The 17645-nt window shown below is 38.9% G+C and carries 17 protein-coding genes; 11 read left to right on the forward strand and 6 right to left on the reverse strand.

What is annotated here, in order from left to right; all coding sequences use genetic code 11:
• Positions 1-248: 248 nt before the first annotated feature.
• Positions 249-2324: a TonB-dependent siderophore receptor gene (locus tag ACNSN2_RS15745; RefSeq protein WP_418609164.1), complete on the reverse strand. Its 2076-nt coding sequence runs from the start codon at positions 2322-2324 to the stop codon at positions 249-251.
• Positions 2325-2486: 162 nt separating this feature from the next.
• On the opposite strand from ACNSN2_RS15745, the gene ACNSN2_RS15750 reads away from it, so the two are divergent.
• The 6 genes from ACNSN2_RS15750 (at position 2487) to ACNSN2_RS15775 (ending at position 7488) form a co-directional block, all read left to right on the forward strand.
• The gene (locus tag ACNSN2_RS15750) at positions 2487-3113 is read left to right on the forward strand and encodes a fused MFS/spermidine synthase (protein ID WP_418609162.1); all 627 of its coding nucleotides are present in this window, start codon (positions 2487-2489) and stop codon (positions 3111-3113) included.
• Complete coding sequence (locus ACNSN2_RS15755; protein ID WP_418609160.1) at positions 3100-3996, forward strand: spermidine synthase; 897 nt, start codon at positions 3100-3102, stop codon at positions 3994-3996. Before ACNSN2_RS15750 ends, ACNSN2_RS15755 begins: the two co-directional genes overlap by 14 nt.
• Before the next feature lie 83 nt (positions 3997-4079).
• A complete protein-coding gene (locus ACNSN2_RS15760) occupies positions 4080-4793 on the forward strand; it encodes a type 1 glutamine amidotransferase (RefSeq protein ID WP_418609158.1) in 714 nt (237 codons plus the stop codon).
• Positions 4794-4883: 90 nt separating this feature from the next.
• Positions 4884-5360: a MarR family winged helix-turn-helix transcriptional regulator gene (locus ACNSN2_RS15765; protein WP_178957048.1), complete on the forward strand. Its 477-nt coding sequence runs from the start codon at positions 4884-4886 to the stop codon at positions 5358-5360.
• A gap of 2 nt (positions 5361-5362) precedes the next feature.
• Positions 5363-6427 (forward strand): HlyD family secretion protein, encoded by a 1065-nt coding sequence (locus ACNSN2_RS15770; RefSeq protein ID WP_109875029.1) that lies wholly within the window; start codon positions 5363-5365, stop codon positions 6425-6427.
• Positions 6428-6438: 11 nt separating this feature from the next.
• Positions 6439-7488, forward strand: coding sequence for a DUF2955 domain-containing protein (locus tag ACNSN2_RS15775; RefSeq protein WP_418609155.1), 1050 nt, complete (start codon positions 6439-6441; stop codon positions 7486-7488).
• Positions 7489-7546: 58 nt separating this feature from the next.
• Here the strand turns inward: ACNSN2_RS15775 and arfB are convergent, their stop codons facing one another.
• Positions 7547-7960, reverse strand: coding sequence for an alternative ribosome rescue aminoacyl-tRNA hydrolase ArfB (arfB, locus tag ACNSN2_RS15780; RefSeq protein WP_010388730.1), 414 nt, complete (start codon positions 7958-7960; stop codon positions 7547-7549).
• Positions 7961-8135: 175 nt separating this feature from the next.
• Here arfB and ACNSN2_RS15785 point away from each other — a divergent pair, with 175 nt between their 5' ends.
• Positions 8136-8465, forward strand: coding sequence for a hypothetical protein (locus tag ACNSN2_RS15785; protein WP_418609153.1), 330 nt, complete (start codon positions 8136-8138; stop codon positions 8463-8465).
• Here ACNSN2_RS15785 and ACNSN2_RS15790 read toward each other — a convergent pair.
• From ACNSN2_RS15790 to ACNSN2_RS15800, 3 genes are all read right to left on the reverse strand, one after another.
• Positions 8452-11670, reverse strand: a complete 3219-nt coding sequence (locus tag ACNSN2_RS15790; RefSeq protein ID WP_418609151.1) for an SdrD B-like domain-containing protein — start codon at positions 11668-11670, stop codon at positions 8452-8454. The genes ACNSN2_RS15785 and ACNSN2_RS15790 overlap by 14 nt on opposite strands.
• 3 nt (positions 11671-11673) lie before the next feature.
• A complete protein-coding gene (locus ACNSN2_RS15795) occupies positions 11674-12441 on the reverse strand; it encodes a molecular chaperone (RefSeq protein ID WP_241773569.1) in 768 nt (255 codons plus the stop codon).
• 133 nt (positions 12442-12574) lie between these two features.
• Positions 12575-13084 carry a hypothetical protein gene (locus tag ACNSN2_RS15800; RefSeq protein WP_010388724.1) on the reverse strand — a complete coding sequence of 170 codons (510 nt, stop codon included), beginning with the start codon at positions 13082-13084 and terminating at the stop codon, positions 12575-12577.
• A gap of 1012 nt (positions 13085-14096) precedes the next feature.
• Between ACNSN2_RS15800 and ACNSN2_RS15805 the strand changes: the two genes are divergently transcribed.
• Genes ACNSN2_RS15805 through ACNSN2_RS15815 form a run of 3 tightly spaced genes read left to right on the forward strand, consistent with a single transcriptional unit; the run spans position 14097 to position 16365 of the window.
• Positions 14097-14441, forward strand: coding sequence for a hypothetical protein (locus ACNSN2_RS15805; RefSeq protein WP_418609149.1), 345 nt, complete (start codon positions 14097-14099; stop codon positions 14439-14441).
• Positions 14438-16027 carry a PepSY-associated TM helix domain-containing protein gene (locus ACNSN2_RS15810; protein ID WP_418609147.1) on the forward strand — a complete coding sequence of 530 codons (1590 nt, stop codon included), beginning with the start codon at positions 14438-14440 and terminating at the stop codon, positions 16025-16027. The genes ACNSN2_RS15805 and ACNSN2_RS15810 overlap by 4 nt, the downstream gene beginning before the upstream one ends.
• On the forward strand, positions 16024-16365 hold the full coding sequence (locus ACNSN2_RS15815) for a DUF3325 domain-containing protein (RefSeq protein WP_418609146.1): 342 nt from the start codon (positions 16024-16026) through the stop codon (positions 16363-16365). Before ACNSN2_RS15810 ends, ACNSN2_RS15815 begins: the two co-directional genes overlap by 4 nt.
• Before the next feature lie 221 nt (positions 16366-16586).
• On the opposite strand, the gene ACNSN2_RS15820 is transcribed toward ACNSN2_RS15815, so the two are convergent.
• Positions 16587-17120 (reverse strand): lipocalin family protein, encoded by a 534-nt coding sequence (locus ACNSN2_RS15820; RefSeq protein ID WP_418609144.1) that lies wholly within the window; start codon positions 17118-17120, stop codon positions 16587-16589.
• 68 nt (positions 17121-17188) lie between these two features.
• On the opposite strand from ACNSN2_RS15820, the gene ACNSN2_RS15825 reads away from it, so the two are divergent.
• A complete protein-coding gene (locus tag ACNSN2_RS15825) occupies positions 17189-17644 on the forward strand; it encodes a YaiI/YqxD family protein (protein ID WP_010388718.1) in 456 nt (151 codons plus the stop codon).
• Position 17645 lies beyond the last annotated feature (1 nt).

The following is a 17645-nucleotide window of genomic DNA, read 5'->3' on the forward strand; positions in this document are numbered from 1 at the left end:
TTTGTCCTTTAAATCTAACCGGAGTCGCTGTTTTTTTAGTGTGATATTTATAACATAATTTAAAATGCAGCGTACCTAAAATGTTATAAACAAGATAGCTACCTAAAAGAGTAAAAGTATCTTTAAAGATGGTAAGCGGCTATTTATTATCCAAAAAAAAGCGCCTTAACCACTACATTAAGACGCTTTGGATGAAAAGCTAAATAACAAAAGTCGGGTTAAAATAGCTAATCGGGACTATGAAATTGTTAGAATTGATATGCCAATGACATCTTAAATTGAGTAGGCGCACCGGGGTAAACCCATAATGCGTTGTAGCTACTTTGAGCATATTCTTCATCAAGAATATTGTTAACACTGATATTTAACTTGGTGCGCTCGGTTAAGTTTACCTGCCCAAAAATACCAACTAGTTGATAGCTCGGTAAGTTAAATGTTAAATCGGCGGCATCGCCTAAGCGCTCACTGGTGTACTGATAACTGGCACCTAGCTCTAGCTCTTTGCCAAGAACGGCCATTTGATGGCTAAGCGTTAGATTTAAGTTATTTTTAGGCACATTGACTAATGGGCTGCCTTTTTTGATTGGCACGCCCCAATCAGCATTTATTATGTCGTTTGCCGTACTGGCATCTATATAAGCGTAAGATAAATTAAACTTTGTATCATCAGTAATATAAGTACTTAAATCAAGTTCAACACCTTTACTATTTGCTTTACCAATAGGCGCTGAAAAACCAACGTTTACAGGATCGGCTACTAACATATTACTTTTAGTGGCATCAAATAATGCTAGGGTTCCCGTTATGCCTTGGTAGCTAAATTTAGCGCCTACTTCAAATGAGTCACTGTATTCAAAGCCAAATGGGTCGCCATTTGCATCTGTGCCACTTAATGGTAAAAAGCCTTCGGAGTAGCTGCTGTATAAGGTTACAGCGTTGTTTAGTTCATATACTAAGCCTACTCGTGGACTTACCTGGCTTTGTGAACTGCTTGAAAGCACACCACTTTTGGTTTCTAAAATGTCTTGATCTACGCTATCGAATCTAAGGCCAACTAATAGTTTAATTTTATCAGTCAGATCCATTTGATCTTGAACGTATATACCATAAGCATCTTGTTGTTCGTTGTTTTCGTAGAGTAAACCTACTTCAGGACGAGCAACGTTATAATTCGGCTGATAAATATCAACTGTGTAAGTGCCATTACCGCCGCGATAACGATAAAGTCCAGTGCGTAAGTCGTATTTGTATGCGTCGGCTCCTATTAATAAGTGATGGGTAATGCCTGCGGTATCAAAATGCCCACTTAGCTCAAATTTAAGGCTGGTATCATCAACTTCATAATCGCGGTAGCGCTGTTGGCGGGTAAGTGTGTGGCCATCATCGAATAATGATTGGCGCGAGGGTGCAAGTTCAGCATCAGACGAAAACCCAGTTAGTGTAGAGCTACGGTAGTTTGCGCCTACAACGAGTGACCATTCATTGTTTATATCGTGATTTAAAGTTACTTGGTGACCACGAGAATATACTTGCGTGTCACCATCGTTTGGATTGCCTAAATAGCGTGAGCTAGGAACAGTATTAAAATTATCATTAAGTACAACAACACCACGGTCAAATAGCTGGGCTAAATCAACGTATTCAAATTCATAAGTGATACTGGTTGAAGCGTTTATTTGATGATAAATAGATGGCGTAACCACCTTTTTATGGGTGTACACCTCATCGCGGTAGCTATCGCTATCTTGCCATGCGCCATTTATTCTAAATGCTGTATTATCGTTAATGCCGTTTGTATAGTCGCCTTCAACGCGATTAAAGTTATCACTACCTAAGCTAAGCTTTAGCTCACCCTGTTGCTCAAATTGAGGTTTTTTGGTTACGATATTTACTGTACCGCCGGGCTCTGAGCGCCCGTATAGTGCAGAACCTGGGCCTTTTAATACTTCAATGTACTCAATGTTTGATACATCACGAGGGCCGCTGAATCCACGTCCACCGCTAAAACCATTAATTAAGTAACCCGATGGCATGTTTTCGTTACCCGATAATCCACGAATCGAAAAGCTATCCCATAATGCGCCACTGTTATTTTTACGTGAAATACTGGCAGAAAAATCCAGCGCATCTTGTAATTGAGTTATTCCTTTTTGATCAAGTACCGCGTTATCGAGGGTTTCGATTGATTGTGGCATTTGCTTTTGAGGAATATCGCCTCGGTAAGCTTGTTTATATGTAACCGCAATTTTCTCTATTGGTTGGCTTTGGGCAATGCTTTGTGCGCTTGCACTTAAGCAGGCTAAGTAAATTAATGAGTACTTCATAAAATGCTTTTTGGTAACGTTATATTATAACCAAAACTATAACATGTGTTACTTTATAACAAAATGTTTTTTTGCGCTCTATGTGTGCGTCTAATTTTTATACTAGCGGCTATACAGCTATCACGTTAATATGGATGAAAATAACACAATAAGAATAATATAATGTTAACAAAAACAAATGCATTAATTTACTTTTTAGCCTTTAGCAGTGGCTTTAGTATTATGGGAATAGAGCTGTTAGGTGGGCGCATTTTAGCGCCTTACTTTGGCAGTAGCGTACATATCTGGGGCAGTATTATTACGGTATTTATGCTTAGCTTATCATTCGGGTATTTACTGGGAGGGAAGCTGTCTATTCGTCATCCTTCGTTGACCAAATATGGGTTAATCTTTTTAGTTGCCAGTATTATGGTGGTGCCCATTGCTTTGTTTGCTGAGCCAATTATGGCATTTATTTTTTCGCATATTGAAGACAGCCGCTACGGCTCGTTACTCGCCTCAACCGCGTTATTTTTTATACCCACCATTATTTTAGGCATGATCTCGCCCTACTCTGTACGTTTGCTGGTTACCAATAGTGAGCGCAGCGGCCAAGTGGCTGGCGGCCTTTATTTTGTAAGTACCTTAGGCAGTGCGCTGGGCACCATTATTACCTCTTTTTATATGGTACTGGCGTTTGATGTTAACACCATTATTTTAGGTTTTGCTGGTGTGTTAGGCACGCTTGGGCTAATTGCTATTAGCTTTGATAAACTTAAAGTGCGAGAGGCCTTTTATGCACAAGCTTAAATTATTGTTTATTAGTATAATGGCGCTGCTATTTTCAGCTCACAGTATGAGTAATGTTGTGCATAAAGAGCGCTCTTTATATCGAAATTTACTCGTTGAAGAAACTGGCGATTTACGCTGTTTAAAGTTTGATGAAAAAACCCGACAAAGCAGCCAAAGTTGCATGTACATTAGCGACCCTAAAAAACTGGTATTTAATTATACTAAGCTGGCTTTTTCTAGTTTATTACTGATTGATAACCCTAAAAATGTGCTCATTATTGGTTTAGGTGGCGGTACGCTTTCTAATATGATTCATGAGCTATACCCAAAGGCACACATTGAAAATGTTGAAATAGATCCTTCGGTAATTAAAGTGGCGCGCGATTATTTTAACTTTATAGAAACCGATAACGTAACTACTAAAGTACAAGATGGGCGTATTTTTATTAAACGTTCGGCGCTTAAAAGTCAGCAATTTGATTGGATTATTTTAGATGCGTTTAATGGCGATTACATTCCTGAGCACCTACTCACAAAAGAGTTTTTTGAAGAAATAAAAAGCGTATTAGCTGAAGGCGGAATTGTTGCTGCTAACACGTTTTCATCAAGTAAACTTTATGAACATGAATCGGCAACTTATCATGCGGTATTTGGCGATTTTATTAATGTAACAGCCAATAATAATAGTAACCGTATTATTTTAGCCGGTTATAACAAAACCCCTACAGAGCAACAAATAGCACAGCGGGTTAAGCAACTAGCTCCACTACTTGCCCCTTATGATGTCGATATAGAGGCAATTAGCCAGCGTATGTTTTTCACTAAAGATGGAAAGGACTGGCCAAGTGATACTAAGGTGCTGACTGATCAATACTCTCCAGCTAATTTACTTAACTTTTAGCGGCTGATATCACATGGTCACTTATATCCGGTGACCATTACTTTAGGGTATTATTAAAAAGATAATATTTTAAGGAAACGGCAATGTACATTCACTTTATTATTCATGAACATTTTGAAGCGCCAGGCGCTTATGAAGCTTGGGCTAAAATGAATGGCCACACGCTGTCTTATACCCGTATTTATTTAGCTGAACCCTTACCTCAGCATACCGATGATATCGATTTTTTAATCGTAATGGGTGGGCCACAATCGCCCGCTACATCGCTTGCAGAATGCCCTTATTTTGATAGCAAAAAAGAACAAGCCTTTATTGCCAGTGCGATCACGGCAAACAAAGTAGTGTTGGGCGTTTGTTTGGGGTCGCAATTAATTGGTGAAGCTTTAGGCGCGACTTATCAACCTAGTCCAGAAAAGGAAATTGGTAAGTTTGCTATTACCCTCACCGATGCAGGCTTGAATCATCCGTTATTTAGCCATTTTGGCAGTGAGCTTAATGTGGGGCATTGGCATAACGATATGCCTGGGCTGACTGCTACGGCCAGTATTATTGCCTATAGCGAAGGTTGTCCAAGGCAAATAGTCGCTTATAGCGATTTAGTATTTGGTTTTCAATGCCACATGGAATTGACCACCGAGGTGGTTACCCTCCTCATTGCCAACGACGATTTAACCAATGCCCATAATTACCGCTTTGTTGAACAACCCGAAAAGCTCTTAAGTCACGATTATGATGAGATGAACAATAAGCTTTATACTTTCTTAGATAAGCTTGCCGTACACTATTTATCTAAATAATACTTATTTACATGAAGTTAAAATGCCAATTATTTACTTAGCCTGCTAACTAATGCTAAAATTTGCTGATATTCACAAGTAAGAGTTCCTATGAGTAGCAATATTCCTTTTCATGAAACACTCGATTTAACTTTATGCGGCAATATGGGTCGAGTGCACCGCTTATGTCGAGAAGCGGTAACATTAGCGGTTGAGCCGCTAGGTTTAACTCAGTCGCGTTGGACGGCAATGATCCACTTACATCATTTACCTTTAGGGGCTACGCAGCAAGCGCTGGCGACTAGCTTAGGTATTGAAATGCCCTCATTAACGCGCACCATTAAGCAATTAGAGCTGCAAAATCTAGTTATTCGACAAGTTGATGAACACGATAAACGCAGTAAAAAATTGTACTTTACCGATGAGGGTATAAAGTTATTAGAACACTTAAAAGAGTTAACAAGCGATATTAAACAGCGTTTATATGCAGGTTTAAGCACGGAGCAGCTTGATGGTATGGCGCATAGTTTAGTGCAAATGGAAGAAAACGCGCGGCGTTGTATTGTAAGCTTATCTGGAGATAAATAAGTATGACACCCGATCAAAAATTTGCTCGCTACGTTAAAGTATCGCTCGTTGGTTTTATTGTTGTATTTTTCTATTATATTGTTGCCGATGTATGGCTACCGGTTACGCCACAAGCACGGGTTTACCATCCGGTTGTGCAAATATCGCCGCAAATAAACGGCCGTGTTACCGATGTATTGGTTAGTAATAACCAAACGGTTAAAGCGGGTGATGTATTATTTGAAATAGACAAAAATACTTACCAACTAGCACTTGAGCAAGCGCAGCTCGCGCTTGATGATGCCAAACTGCAAAATAAACGACTTGATACCAACGTAAAAGCGCTGGAGGCACAAATAAGTGCAGCTAACGCTAAATTGCATGAGCAGCAGCTATTAAAAAAGCGTGGCGAAACACTCTACAAACAAAACTCTATTTCGGAGCAAGAGCTTGAAAGCATTCGTGCAAATTTTGCAGCAAGCCAATCTAATTTAGCTGCCTTTGAAGCACAGTTAGCAGAAGCTGTTTTAGCGCGTGGCGATTCAGGGCAAGATAACTTAGCACTGCGCCATGCAGCAAACCAGTTAGCACAAGCTGAGCTTAATTTATCTTATACGCAAGTGCGTGCTTTAAGTGATGGCGTTGTAGCTAATTTACAGTTACTTGAGGGCTCCTATGCGGTTGCGGGTAAGCCATTACTCGCGGTTGTAGCAAAAAAAGCAGATTTGGTAGCCGATTTTCGTGAAAAGTCACTATTAAACATGCAGCCAGGCAGTTTAGCAAAAGTGGTATTTGATAGCCGACCTGGTGAAGTATTCGACGCAAAAATTGAAATATTTGAGGCCGGTGTCAGTGACGGACAACTTAGTGCGAATGGATTGCTTAGCACCACCGAAACCAGCAATCGCTGGGTTCGGGATGCGCAGCGTCAGCGTATTCACTTAGTGCTGCCAAATAACAATCAGCTTATAAATAATATGCCCAGTGGTGCGCGTGCCACTGTGCAGTTACTTCCACAATCGGCTATAGGTCAATGGTTGGGATCAGTACAGATCCGCTTTATTAGTTGGTTACATTACATTTATTAGTGGGGCGAGTAATGACACAACATGTTAGCCAAGCGCCACAACTCGATTCAAATGGTTTACGCCAAGCGCTACGGATTGCTGGCGGCTGCACTATTGGTTTTACTTTGTGCAAGTTAATGAATTGGCCCAATGGAATATTTTTTACGGTTTACCCTATGTTACTACTCGGTTTAGTGCCAAGTATTAACAAAGGCGTGATCCGTCAATTTGTTGCCAGTGCTGCCTACAGTGCGTTTATAGTGCTTATTTTACAGGGCTTATTTTCACACTTGCCGGTGTTAATGACGCTCATTATTTTTGCTAGTTTTTGCGTGTTATTTTACTTAATGAGCTCTGGTGGTGCGTTTTTATTTGGTGCGTTAGGTGCGGTGAGTTTATCGATTCAGTTACATTTTGCCAGTCATGTTGATCAAGCTAGTAGCATTTACCCGCTTATTTTAAGTAATGGTGTGGCTATTTTTATTACTATTATTATTGCGCTCTTGATGCATGGCTTGTTTCCTGACGTGACAGCGCGACCCATGCGCGCTGTACCGCACAAGGATAAAGAAAGTATTCGTCACGAGGTGTTGTTATGTGCCACGGTCGCGACTTTGTCGTTTGTGGTTTTTCAGGTGCTTGATTTGCAAGATTCAATTTCGGCGCAAGCGGCATCTATTTTAATTTTATTTTCGCTGTGTTTTAAAGCGGCGGGCACCGCAAGTTGGCAACGTATTATTGGTACACTGATAGGTTGTAATGCTGCTTTAGTTGCGCAATTGTTTTTGTATAACCATACCGACGTTTTACTTTTTCCGGTGGCTATATTATGGATTTTATCTTTTATATTCAGTCGTTTTCATATTTTAGGTGGTGGTTCACCGGGGGTTGGGTTTGGGGTATTGACCACTTTTGGGATTTTATTTGGTCAGTCGTTAGGCCCTGGGCAAGATTTAATATACAGCGCCATGTATCGATTTAGCTCGGTGGCTGTTGCAGTAACAGTAAGCTTAAGCGCAGTGTATGTAGTGCATCGAATCCTAAACCGATTTAGCGTCACCCGCCATCATACTTATGATTAAATTAAAGGCTGCATTCGCAGCCTTTTTTATGTGCTTAACCAGAGTCAGGTTACTTAAGTTACAGCTTAATATTACCGCGGAGAGCTTTGGTTTGGCCGTGTTTGGTTTTTTTATCCATACGTTTACGCTGTGAGTTACGGCTAGGTTTGGTAGCACGACGTGCCTTATTAACCTTTGTGGCGCTTAAAATTAGATCTTTTAGCCGTTTAAGCGCATCTTCCCTGTTGAGCTCTTGAGTGCGGTGGCTCTGGGCTTTAATTATCAATACCCCTTCTTTGGTGATCCTTGAATCTTTTAAAGCAAGTAATCGTTCTTTATAAAATTCGGGCAATTTAGAGCGGTTTATATCAAAGCGTAAGTGTATAGCACTGGCTACCTTATTAACATTTTGTCCGCCAGCGCCTTGCGAGCGAATAGCGCTTAGCTCTACTTCCCATTCATCAATGGTTACGCTGTTTGAAATAGTTAACATAGTGCCCCGTTCTTTTTGCAAAAAATGTATTATAACATCAGTACATTGACTTGTGGTGATTCAACTAATTAGATAGGCGGCCATTGCTATTTACAATCTAATAATTGCTAAATAAACACATAAAAAAGAATTTACTCTACACTTACTATATTGTTTTTTAATTCGCTTTAATTATATGAAACAAATATCTATTTTAATGCTTTTGGTATGTATGCTCGCTATTTCGTATGCTGTTTATGCCAAATCATCTCAAACGTTTAGTGCTGGTGTAATTGCACAAGAACAAGTTTATCCAATTAAAGTGTTACCTTTGGGTAATTTTCAACGCTGTTTTGTTGTTGCTGCGCAAAAAGAAGATGCGCTGTATTCTGCGTGTTATATTAAAAAGAGCGCGCAATCGATTTGGGTTGCCGAATCCGCGGGAGCGCGTTGTGAAATAAAATGTGAGTCGCATTTAAACAGTGATGGCAAAACACAGGTGCAGTACTTTACTACTGATTTCTAGCAAAAATGCTGTGCCAAGGTTTCTTTATCGCGGTGGTGAGCCCTTTTATTTGTTTAACCACTTGCTTATCACACGCTGTTTGCTTTGCATTATGCGGCCCTGACAGCATCAAATAATGGGCTTCACCTTTTATTGCTTGCTTTGCTACGAACAGTGATGGATTTTCCCTTAGCAGTTTTTTATTAACTGATTTTTCAGAGGTATATGCTACGTACTGGCAAAAGTAAGTCTCAGTTTTTTGGGTTTGCATATCGCCCCACTCCCCTATTTTTCGCCACTGTGGTGAGGCATATCGCCTTGCATCAACCATAAAGCTGCCATGAAGCGCCGGTATTGAATAAACATCATTAATGGTTTGCTGTGCTTTAGCTGCATTATTATATGGGCCTGCAACGAGGTAATAGCTATCACGGTTTTCATGTTTATATAACTGCAAAGCATAGGCTGCTTTATCAATTTTATTCGCTACAATAAGTGCCGATTGAAACTTTTTGAATACGCCTAATTGCACAAAATAAGGCGTGTTTTGGTTTGCTTTAGCTGCTGTTGCTGGTTGCTTATTTAAGGTATTAGCGTTATTTGTGTATACAATGATGTCTTGCAGTATTATTGTATCGCCGCTTTTTTCAGTGATGATCTGCTCGGGAAGGTTTTTTATGGTTACGTTTTCTGATAGCTGCTCATTTTTTTCTATTTCAAGAATATAACTTCCTTGAGAAACATTAGAAAAATAATAATAACCATCATATTCAGTGACCGTTGAATATTGTTTTTCGCCGCCCTTTTCTTTAAGTACAACCGTCAGTCCTGCGATAGGTTTACTCTTTTCATTGCTCGATAGATAGATAGTCCCCTCAACCTCGTTGTAGACAACTAAAGGAATGTTTACTTTGGTTTGCCCGCCTCTATGAGCCAATGTTTTAATTTTCCCTAAAGAGGGCTGCAAGTAAGGATTAGACAACGAGCGTAAATTAACATCTAAAACTTGGCCACCGTAACTGCTTGGCAGCAAGACCTTTCCGTCATTATTGGTGTATTTATCTCGCCATAGGTAGTTGCCAGTAAAATTAACGTCTTGAATTGGCTCATCGCCTTGGTCAAAGATTTCATTTTCATTCCAATCTATGAACGAACTAACTTCTATTTGCCCTGAATTTAATGAGCGAGGAGTGTCAAAGTTAAAGTCTGCTTCTAAATGATCAAAACTAAATGTGCCATTTAAACCTAAAGAAAAGCGCCAATCACCTTGATTATCGACTTGCCCTGATACTTGTATATTAAATATCTCATGGCGGTATGTATACTGATGACTTAAAAGCGTATTTGCTGCAGAGTTAGACTGATATGTCAGCTGGGTTTGATTGAAGGTGCTTTGTGTTTGTGGCCAACGTAAACTACTTCTCAAACGAGTAAGTTCTGCGCCATTATTAGTCTGCCAATCTAAGGTGTTGGTCCATTTCCAAGAGGCAATATCCATTGAAGAATAAAGCCGGTTTATTAGGTTATTCGTATCGTCATCATAAAATAGTTGGCTTGACCATGTTCCTCCGATATAACTTTTATTGATACCTAATGAGAGTCGGTTTTTAGTGTTGGTATTTTCACGTACTTCATTGCTCCATCTCATATTCCAGTTAAGGGAGTTAAAGAAATCAGTGCGGCCATTTAGGCTCAATAACAGCCTATTTTTGAGTGAGTTCTCTTGTGCTACAAATAAAGCGCTAGAAAAGTCATTAAGGGCACTGTATTCAACATTAACACTGATGTCGTTAAAAAGTGTATCAGAAAGTAGGCCTCTAAAACCGGCAAAGTAAGCATAGCCAGCATCGAGTTGTTTTGTGGCTAGAAAACGGTAACTGCCGTGATCTGTAAGTGTATTTAGCCCCGATGATAGGTAGCTGCTGTTATCTTGGTCAGTTTGCAAATGAGTAACTTGAGCGTCATAAGTGATAAATTCACTAATGCCATATGAGAGATTGCTTTTAAAGGCATTACTCATCGCTGTTGAAGCGTTATTAGATTGATTAAAAACACTTTTATCTGTTTCTAAAAACTCTACCTGATAGCTTATTTTTCCGGGCGATAGAGCGTCTTGTCCTATTGTATATTTTTGAGTACGTGTGATTTGCTCGCCTTGTGAGCCAAAAAGTTTAATTTCAAAAATATTGTTGCCGTAAAACGTTTCAACATCGGTAAATCGAACCAAATTTTCGTCGTTAGCTTGAGTAGTGGCAATAAATTGACCATTTCGATACAGCTCCGCTTGCCAGCCCGGTAATGCGGGTTCTTCAATGGTAATGGTTGAAAAGTTTTGTGCCGAATGTGGGTTAGCATTTGAAATATAAAATCCCCGACCTTGATTTGAGCTAGTAATAAGCTGATCTGATTGAGATTGAATATCTCCCAATTGGTAGTGAATGCGTGCCAGTGAGTGATCTTGTTCACTTAAATTAAAGTCTTTAGTTACTTTTAAAAAGGTATTAGCGGTGTTTTCGTTTTTGTTGAATCGTAGTTCAGCTCGATGATGAAATAAGTCAAAGTAGCTATTAAGCCTGAGCAGCCCCTTATAACGATTATTAGATGATTTATAGCTTGCTGATAACGAATATTCAGATACCGGATAGGTCAGCGTTTGGTATTGGTCGTCTATAAAGTGATCGTATTGCAGTACTTTGGACTTAATTAGTTTTGTAATACCACTTGTTACTTGGCTGTTATTATAAGTAAGCAAGCTACTAGAAAATGAAACCTGCATCAGTGAGTAATCAAAGCGCGAGTCGGTATTTAAAAGTGTATTTATGACAGATAAATCAACATAGTGGTCGTAGTCATCGACAGCCCACAATGAAACATTTTCTGAGGGAGCTAAAGTTGAGGAAAGCTCAGTATTAAGCACCAGCTCACTTGAGTCAACTTTAGCAACCAGTGTATTTTTTGACACATTTAAGCTAATTCCCATAGTCGATTTCAGGGCGCTTATGGGCAATAGCAACTTATTTGATTTTGAATAGTAGGCTTCTAAATCTGAGACAACTGAACGCCCATTTACCCTGACATTTATAATCACAAAAGCCTCCTCATCAATAGGCCATTGATAAAGAGTCGGTAACTGCTTGGCGATGATTGCTTTAGGTGCAATTAACAGTAACGTACAAAGTAATAAGCGAGCCGCTAAACCACAGCCTAATGCCCTTATGTTTAGCACTTTCTATTTGATATTAATAGGGATCGCTAACTCGATTTTACCGCCGTAAAGCTCGTTTTCTTTGTAATTGAGTGTCAAAGGCCCAGTTACTGGGGCTTGTAAAGTGATGTATACCTTTCGACGAGATAGAGGGGTATAAACGGCCACATTGGCTATTTCACCAACCATTACATTATTCTCATCAACTAATTCAAAGTTTCCATACACAGAGCGATTCCCTGTGAGTGTTTGCCAAAATGTTAGAGTCGGGCGCCCATTTTGAGTAATTAATTGCGGGTTTATTAATTCTGAGTCAGCCTCTAATTGGCCATGACGAACGATAACAGGCACGCTGTAAGCAACCTTAGGCCTAATACTTATTCCATCAGCGTCAGGGTTTTGTGATTCAGAGGCTATGATTTTAAGCACCGCCCTGTATTCGCCAACAGCAAGCTCAGCTTTTTTGCGAACGGTCATTCTGATAGCTTGCATCCCTTTTGGGGCAATAGTGCCGCGACGTGGTGAAAACCGTAGCATGTTTTTGGCAGAGCGTCCTTCAACTTGTTGCGGAGTAACATCTATAAGCGCTCCTTCTTCGGTCATATCTTTATGGGTAACAACAAGTTTAAAATCGAGATTTTTATTAGAGGTATTGCGGATAAGTAGTGAATTATTTTTAGTACGTCCATCGAAGTATAAACGGTATTCAGACAGCGCAAGGTTGGCACTACAAATTTCAGGTAGTAAAAGAGTTAGGCAAAGGGAAGCCCAACAAAAAAGTTTAAACATCATGGGACAACTCAACAACATGATAATAAAAAGTGGAGCGCGATGCTCCACACATTTTATTTTTAATGCGCAATTGCGCAAAAAAAATAAACTGAGACTAAATTAGTAAATTACTATTGCCTCAGCTTTCATAGTCTTATTGGAAAGACACATCTACAGTGTAATCTACAGTGTAAGCAGCGCCCGCTGTCAGTGTAGAATCAACGGTCATATCACCATATACATTAACGGTAATATCTGTTGCACTTGCATCAGTAGTGAAAGGAGACGCAACATTGTCAGCAGTTGTTACACTGGTTGTTCCATCTGTAGCCGTTGTTACTGGAGCAAAAGTTAAGTTAGTGCCTGTGCTTCCAGATACAGTAATATTCATTGCTGAATTTGGCGCTAAACCAGATACAGTAATTCCACCTAATTGAATGTTTGCATCTGACGCATCACAGTCACCCGATACAACGCCAGCATTATCCATCGTACATGTTGAACTTGTAGATAAGCGAATTTTACCAAAGTGCAGTGCGCTATCTTCTGCAAAAGTAGGCTCAGTCCAACCGTTTACACTTGCTTGAAATGTTTGGTTAGATGCAAGTAAAGAAGTTGATGAGATTGCTAGTAAAGCGGAAGCAGCAAAGATTTTTTTATTCATAGTTTTTCCATTTTTAAAAATTATTATTTTTTTACTTCCGTGCAAATTAGTTTAGAGGGTTATCTCAGTCCATTGTTTCGGATTTAAACACAATTGTTATCAAAATGAAATCTTTTGTTAACGTTAAGGCTTTTTAAAAGAGATAAGCAGTATGAAGTTATTAATTTTGACCAGCAAAATGCAACAAGAAAAATAGCGCCGATGTAAATTATATTTTAACGCTAGAGGGAGTTATTTTAAGGCATAGTCATAGTGACTTAACTTATTTTGAATCTATATAGATGTTTATAAACTATTTTTAATCTTTCAGAACCATTTTGTAGTTTTGTATGGCTGGAGGCCTGTGCTTAAGCAGTAAAATAAAGTGGCTGCAACATCTATGCGACATGTTTATTTATTGAGCATAATTTACGCATTGCATCTCTATTGTTATTTGCTCAATTAAAATCATTACGGATTAAACCGCAATTATCAAAGATCAGATTTTTACTAACACGTCGGTTTAAAAGTATGAAATTTAATTTTCCAAGCCTGTTTTTTCATCGTTTTTGGTGGTTTTTTAGCCCTCTACGGTAATAAGTTAGTAAAAAATCGGTTTATATCAGTGGTATTTTATCCCTTGTTGGTAAAATACTGATCCAGTGTTATTTGAGGGAAATTTAAAGCTTAAAAGGTCTTTAATTATTAGCTGCTTGTATCAAACTTTCTTGTTAGGCCATGTAAAAACTGATTCATGAGAGTGCTTTAGCTAACTTTTAATTTCATACACTGACGTGTATTTACTGCGGCTTTATGTATTTAGTAGATAACAACAACGCATTCAGAACAAACAATCACTCATACAGGTTATTTTATAGTTAATTTGTAATCTAATTACAGATCACTATTTAACTAACTCAATTTAATGCTTATCACTGCATTTAAATACAAATAAGAATTACTATCTTTTGTATTTGTTGGCGTTATAATATCGCCATCTTTTTTAGCTATGTTTAAAAGGAATTTGCAGTATATGCAGGCCTCTAACCGTCTTTTAGACTTTCCCAAACCCGTATTTTCTATGTTATGGCAATTTATTCAGCGCTTTAACTATGAATTAGCGGTTTTATCGCGTTTTTTTATTGCCATTGTGGGCGGGTATTTTTTTACTGCCGTCAGTGTGTCGCTGTTAAGTGTTGTGGTGCCGGTCTCTAAAGTTGACGCGGTTCTTTTAAGTGTGTCTGCGAGTATTTTAATTTATGCACTGGTGTTTATTTATAGTTTTTATCTTCAGTCGTTAAAAACAGTTTGGATCAGTATTTTACTAAGTGTTGCAGTGCAATTTTTTATATTGTCGTTAATGAAGGGATGGTTATGAAAGGGAGTTTTTTTCGCTCAATGACCTGGTTACATACATGGGTAGGTTTACTCGTGTGTTGGTTACTGTATTTAATATTTTTTGCAGGCACCATCAGCTTTTTTAGAGATGAAGTTAGTTTATGGAATCAGCCAAGTATTCATAATATTGAGCAGCAGGCAGACCGTATTGGCGCGCAAAAGCAACAAATAATAAGTGGCGTTGAGTATTTAAATACCCAAGCACCTAATGCCCCTAATTGGCGTATAACCCTTCCTGAAGAGCGTGTACCCTATTTAACGTATGGTTATGCTAAGCCAAAAGAGCCTGAGCAGCGCAGAGCCTCTTTTGAAAATACCCGTTTAGATCCAAATAATATGCAGCCTTTAGCTCCTTTTACAGATACCCGAGGGGGAAATTTCTTTTATCGCCTGCATTTTGATTTACATTATATTGATGTAAAAACAGCGCGTTGGATTGTGTGCTTTGCAAGCTTGTTTATGCTTATTGCATTGATATCAGGGATAGTAATTCATAAACGAATTTTTAAAGATATGTTTGTTTTTAGAGCTAATAAAGGCAGTCGTAGCTGGTTAGATGTACATAATTTAAGTTCTGTATTTGCCTTACCGTTTCATTTAATGATTACCTATACCGGCATTATTACTCTGATATTCATGATATTTCCCTACCCCGCGCAAACCGTTTATGAAAATGGAATACGTGGTTTTTTCAATGATGTTTCGCCAAGTAGTCCTGTAACAGAATCATTGCAAGGTACTGCACCTTTAGTGCCTATCAATACTGTTTTAGATCAGGTTTATACTAAGTGGCCAGAGGCTGATATAACTCGGGTAATTATTAATAACCCGAATAAAGCCGCTGCAACTATTATGGTTTTGGTGAGCCCTGGGAAAACATTAAGGGATCAATCACCCCGTTTAATTTTTAGCGGAGCGAGTGGTGAGCTTGTTGCTCAAACTGATGATGAACTCACTGGCAGTAAGGCGCTATATGAATCATTAAACTCAATGCATACTGGGCGTTTAGCAGAACCATTATTACGTGTTTTATATTTTTTAGGCGGCATTGCCGGCTGCATAATGATAGCGACAGGCTGCATAATGTGGGCTAAGCGCTTACGCGAAAGAATGAAAAAAAATACTCAGCCATCTTGGGGGCTAAAGCTAGTTGAAGGGTTAAATCTAGGAACATTGATGGGACTACCCTTGGCTACATCGGCTTTCTTTTTGGCTAATCGTTTACTCAGTAAACAGGTTGCTGAGCGCGCGGATAAAGAAATACTCGCTTTCTTTTTAACTTGGCTATGTGTGTTCATCATTGCCTTTGTAAAGCGTGACAAGTTGCAGTGGTGTGTGATGGCTGCCATAAACAGTATTGCTTGCTTTAGTGTGCCACTTGTTAATGCGCTAACAACACAGGGTAATATAATCAGTTACTTGCGTAACGAGCAGTGGGCATTATTTATGTTTGATAGCCTTTTTCTAGCAATTGGTTTGCTGTTTTTGTTACAAACCGAAAAATTACGTACTGCTCTGCAAGCTAAAAAACCAACTCCAATAAATACTGAGGAGCAAAAAGTATGATTACCTTGCTTCCTTTTAGTTTATGTTTGGTGGCTTTTAACTGCTTTGCGCTGGCTAAGTTTAATCATTTTAAGGATGTTTTTAATAAGCGCCCCACTCAACAGCAGCGTTTGGTTTTATTGAGTGTTGCTTGGATCAGTATTTTACTAAGTTTGCTGTTATGTGTTAACGAATTACAAGGTTATGGTGGTTTGCAGTTTTGTGGCTATATGACGTTAAGTGCTTTAATTGTAATGACTTTTTATAGCTTTTTGGTGAGGTTAACTAAACTTTTTAACTTACTCATATTAGTAATATTGGCCATGAGTACGTTATTTTTTGGTTTTAATGGGCTTTAGTTAGTAAAAACCTGATCCCAAAAAAACAGGCTAAATTGCGTAAAAAAAATGGCAAGCCATCAGGCTTGCCAATTAAAAAGGGGGATTGTCATTATGTCTTCACCTGCTTGTTTCTTTGCAGATGCAGTCACTATAGTCTTGCTTTATTTAACTTACCTTACAGTAAGGTGATCGTTTTATTACAGCTTAGACTATTTATCAATTCAACTTGTAAACCCCCTTTACAGCGCTTTTTGATTTACCCAAATAATTTCGTCAGTTGCAAAACCAAGCGCCTTTACTTGGCTTAAAAAGTGCTGCTTAAGCTCTTTGCTTACTGTTGGTGTGCGTGATAAAAACCACAAGTAATCTTTGCTATAGCTTGTTATAAAGGCATACTGATAATCAGGCTGGTCAAGTTCAAAAATAATATAGGCACCATAAAACGGGCCAAAAAATGACACTTTAAAATGCCCTGTATCGGCATTTTCAACAAATTTAGCTATGCCTTCAGCTTGGTCCCAACGCTGCTCTTCACTAATAAATCCTTTGTTTAATACCTTTACTGTTCCATCATCGTTAATTGAATAAGTGGCTGTTACTTGCTCCATACCTTGTTCAAAAGAGTGGTCTAATCGTGCTATCTCATACCACTTGCCTTGGTACTTTTCTAAATCAAAGTTTTTAACAGGGGTTATTCCTTCCGGTGCGCTGGTACAGGCACTGAGTAAAAACACGGCGGTAATAAATAATGCGGTTTTAAAAGCGAGCTTCATGTTGTTTCCTTTTCTTTAGAAATTGCTATAGGATCGCTCTAATACTAAAGCAATTTAAAGAATTTAGCATGAAAATTTGGGTTGATGCTGACGCTTGTCCGGTGGTAATAAAAGAAATCTTATTTAGAGCTGCAGAGCGTACGCAAACAGAAACTATACTGGTTGCAAATCATGCCATGCGCATTCCACCGTCAAAATTTATTAGTCGACTACAAGTGTCATCAGGGTTTGATGTTGCTGATGATGAAATAGTTAAACGAATTGAAAAGGGTGATTTAGTGATCACTGGAGATATCCCGCTAGCTAGCGAAGTGATTGATAACGGCGGCCAAGCGCTTAATCCGCGCGGTGAGCTTTACACTCCTGAAAACATTCGCTCTTTACTAAATGTACGTGATTTTATGGATACTATGCGCTCAAGCGGCGTAGAAATGAGTGGTGGGCCGCCTCCATTGAGCCAAAGTGACAGACAAAACTTTGCTAACAACCTTGATCGTATTTTAGCGCAAAATAAGAGTAGTTAAG

The sequence above is a fragment of the Pseudoalteromonas sp. US3C1013 genome (genome assembly GCF_048401115.1).
Classification (GTDB): Bacteria; Pseudomonadota; Gammaproteobacteria; order Enterobacterales; family Alteromonadaceae; genus Pseudoalteromonas; species Pseudoalteromonas undina.

Bases quoted from the DNA above. Each gene is read 5' to 3' on its own strand.
- arfB (WP_010388730.1), bottom strand. From the start codon at position 7,960: ATGTTAACTATTTCAAACAGCGTAACCATTGATGAATGGGAAGTAGAG.
- ACNSN2_RS15745 (WP_418609164.1), bottom strand. From the start codon at position 2,324: ATGAAGTACTCATTAATTTACTTAGCCTGCTTAAGTGCAAGCGCACAA.
- ACNSN2_RS15810 (WP_418609147.1), top strand. From the start codon at position 14,438: ATGAAAGGGAGTTTTTTTCGCTCAATGACCTGGTTACATACATGGGTA.
- ACNSN2_RS15760 (WP_418609158.1), top strand. From the start codon at position 4,080: ATGTACATTCACTTTATTATTCATGAACATTTTGAAGCGCCAGGCGCT.
- ACNSN2_RS15755 (WP_418609160.1), top strand. From the start codon at position 3,100: ATGCACAAGCTTAAATTATTGTTTATTAGTATAATGGCGCTGCTATTT.
- ACNSN2_RS15820 (WP_418609144.1), bottom strand. From the start codon at position 17,120: ATGAAGCTCGCTTTTAAAACCGCATTATTTATTACCGCCGTGTTTTTA.
- ACNSN2_RS15805 (WP_418609149.1), top strand. From the start codon at position 14,097: ATGCAGGCCTCTAACCGTCTTTTAGACTTTCCCAAACCCGTATTTTCT.
- ACNSN2_RS15750 (WP_418609162.1), top strand. From the start codon at position 2,487: ATGTTAACAAAAACAAATGCATTAATTTACTTTTTAGCCTTTAGCAGT.
- ACNSN2_RS15770 (WP_109875029.1), top strand. From the start codon at position 5,363: ATGACACCCGATCAAAAATTTGCTCGCTACGTTAAAGTATCGCTCGTT.
- ACNSN2_RS15800 (WP_010388724.1), bottom strand. From the start codon at position 13,084: ATGAATAAAAAAATCTTTGCTGCTTCCGCTTTACTAGCAATCTCATCA.
- ACNSN2_RS15815 (WP_418609146.1), top strand. From the start codon at position 16,024: ATGATTACCTTGCTTCCTTTTAGTTTATGTTTGGTGGCTTTTAACTGC.
- ACNSN2_RS15765 (WP_178957048.1), top strand. From the start codon at position 4,884: ATGAGTAGCAATATTCCTTTTCATGAAACACTCGATTTAACTTTATGC.
- ACNSN2_RS15795 (WP_241773569.1), bottom strand. From the start codon at position 12,441: ATGATGTTTAAACTTTTTTGTTGGGCTTCCCTTTGCCTAACTCTTTTA.
- ACNSN2_RS15785 (WP_418609153.1), top strand. From the start codon at position 8,136: ATGAAACAAATATCTATTTTAATGCTTTTGGTATGTATGCTCGCTATT.
- ACNSN2_RS15825 (WP_010388718.1), top strand. From the start codon at position 17,189: ATGAAAATTTGGGTTGATGCTGACGCTTGTCCGGTGGTAATAAAAGAA.
- ACNSN2_RS15775 (WP_418609155.1), top strand. From the start codon at position 6,439: ATGACACAACATGTTAGCCAAGCGCCACAACTCGATTCAAATGGTTTA.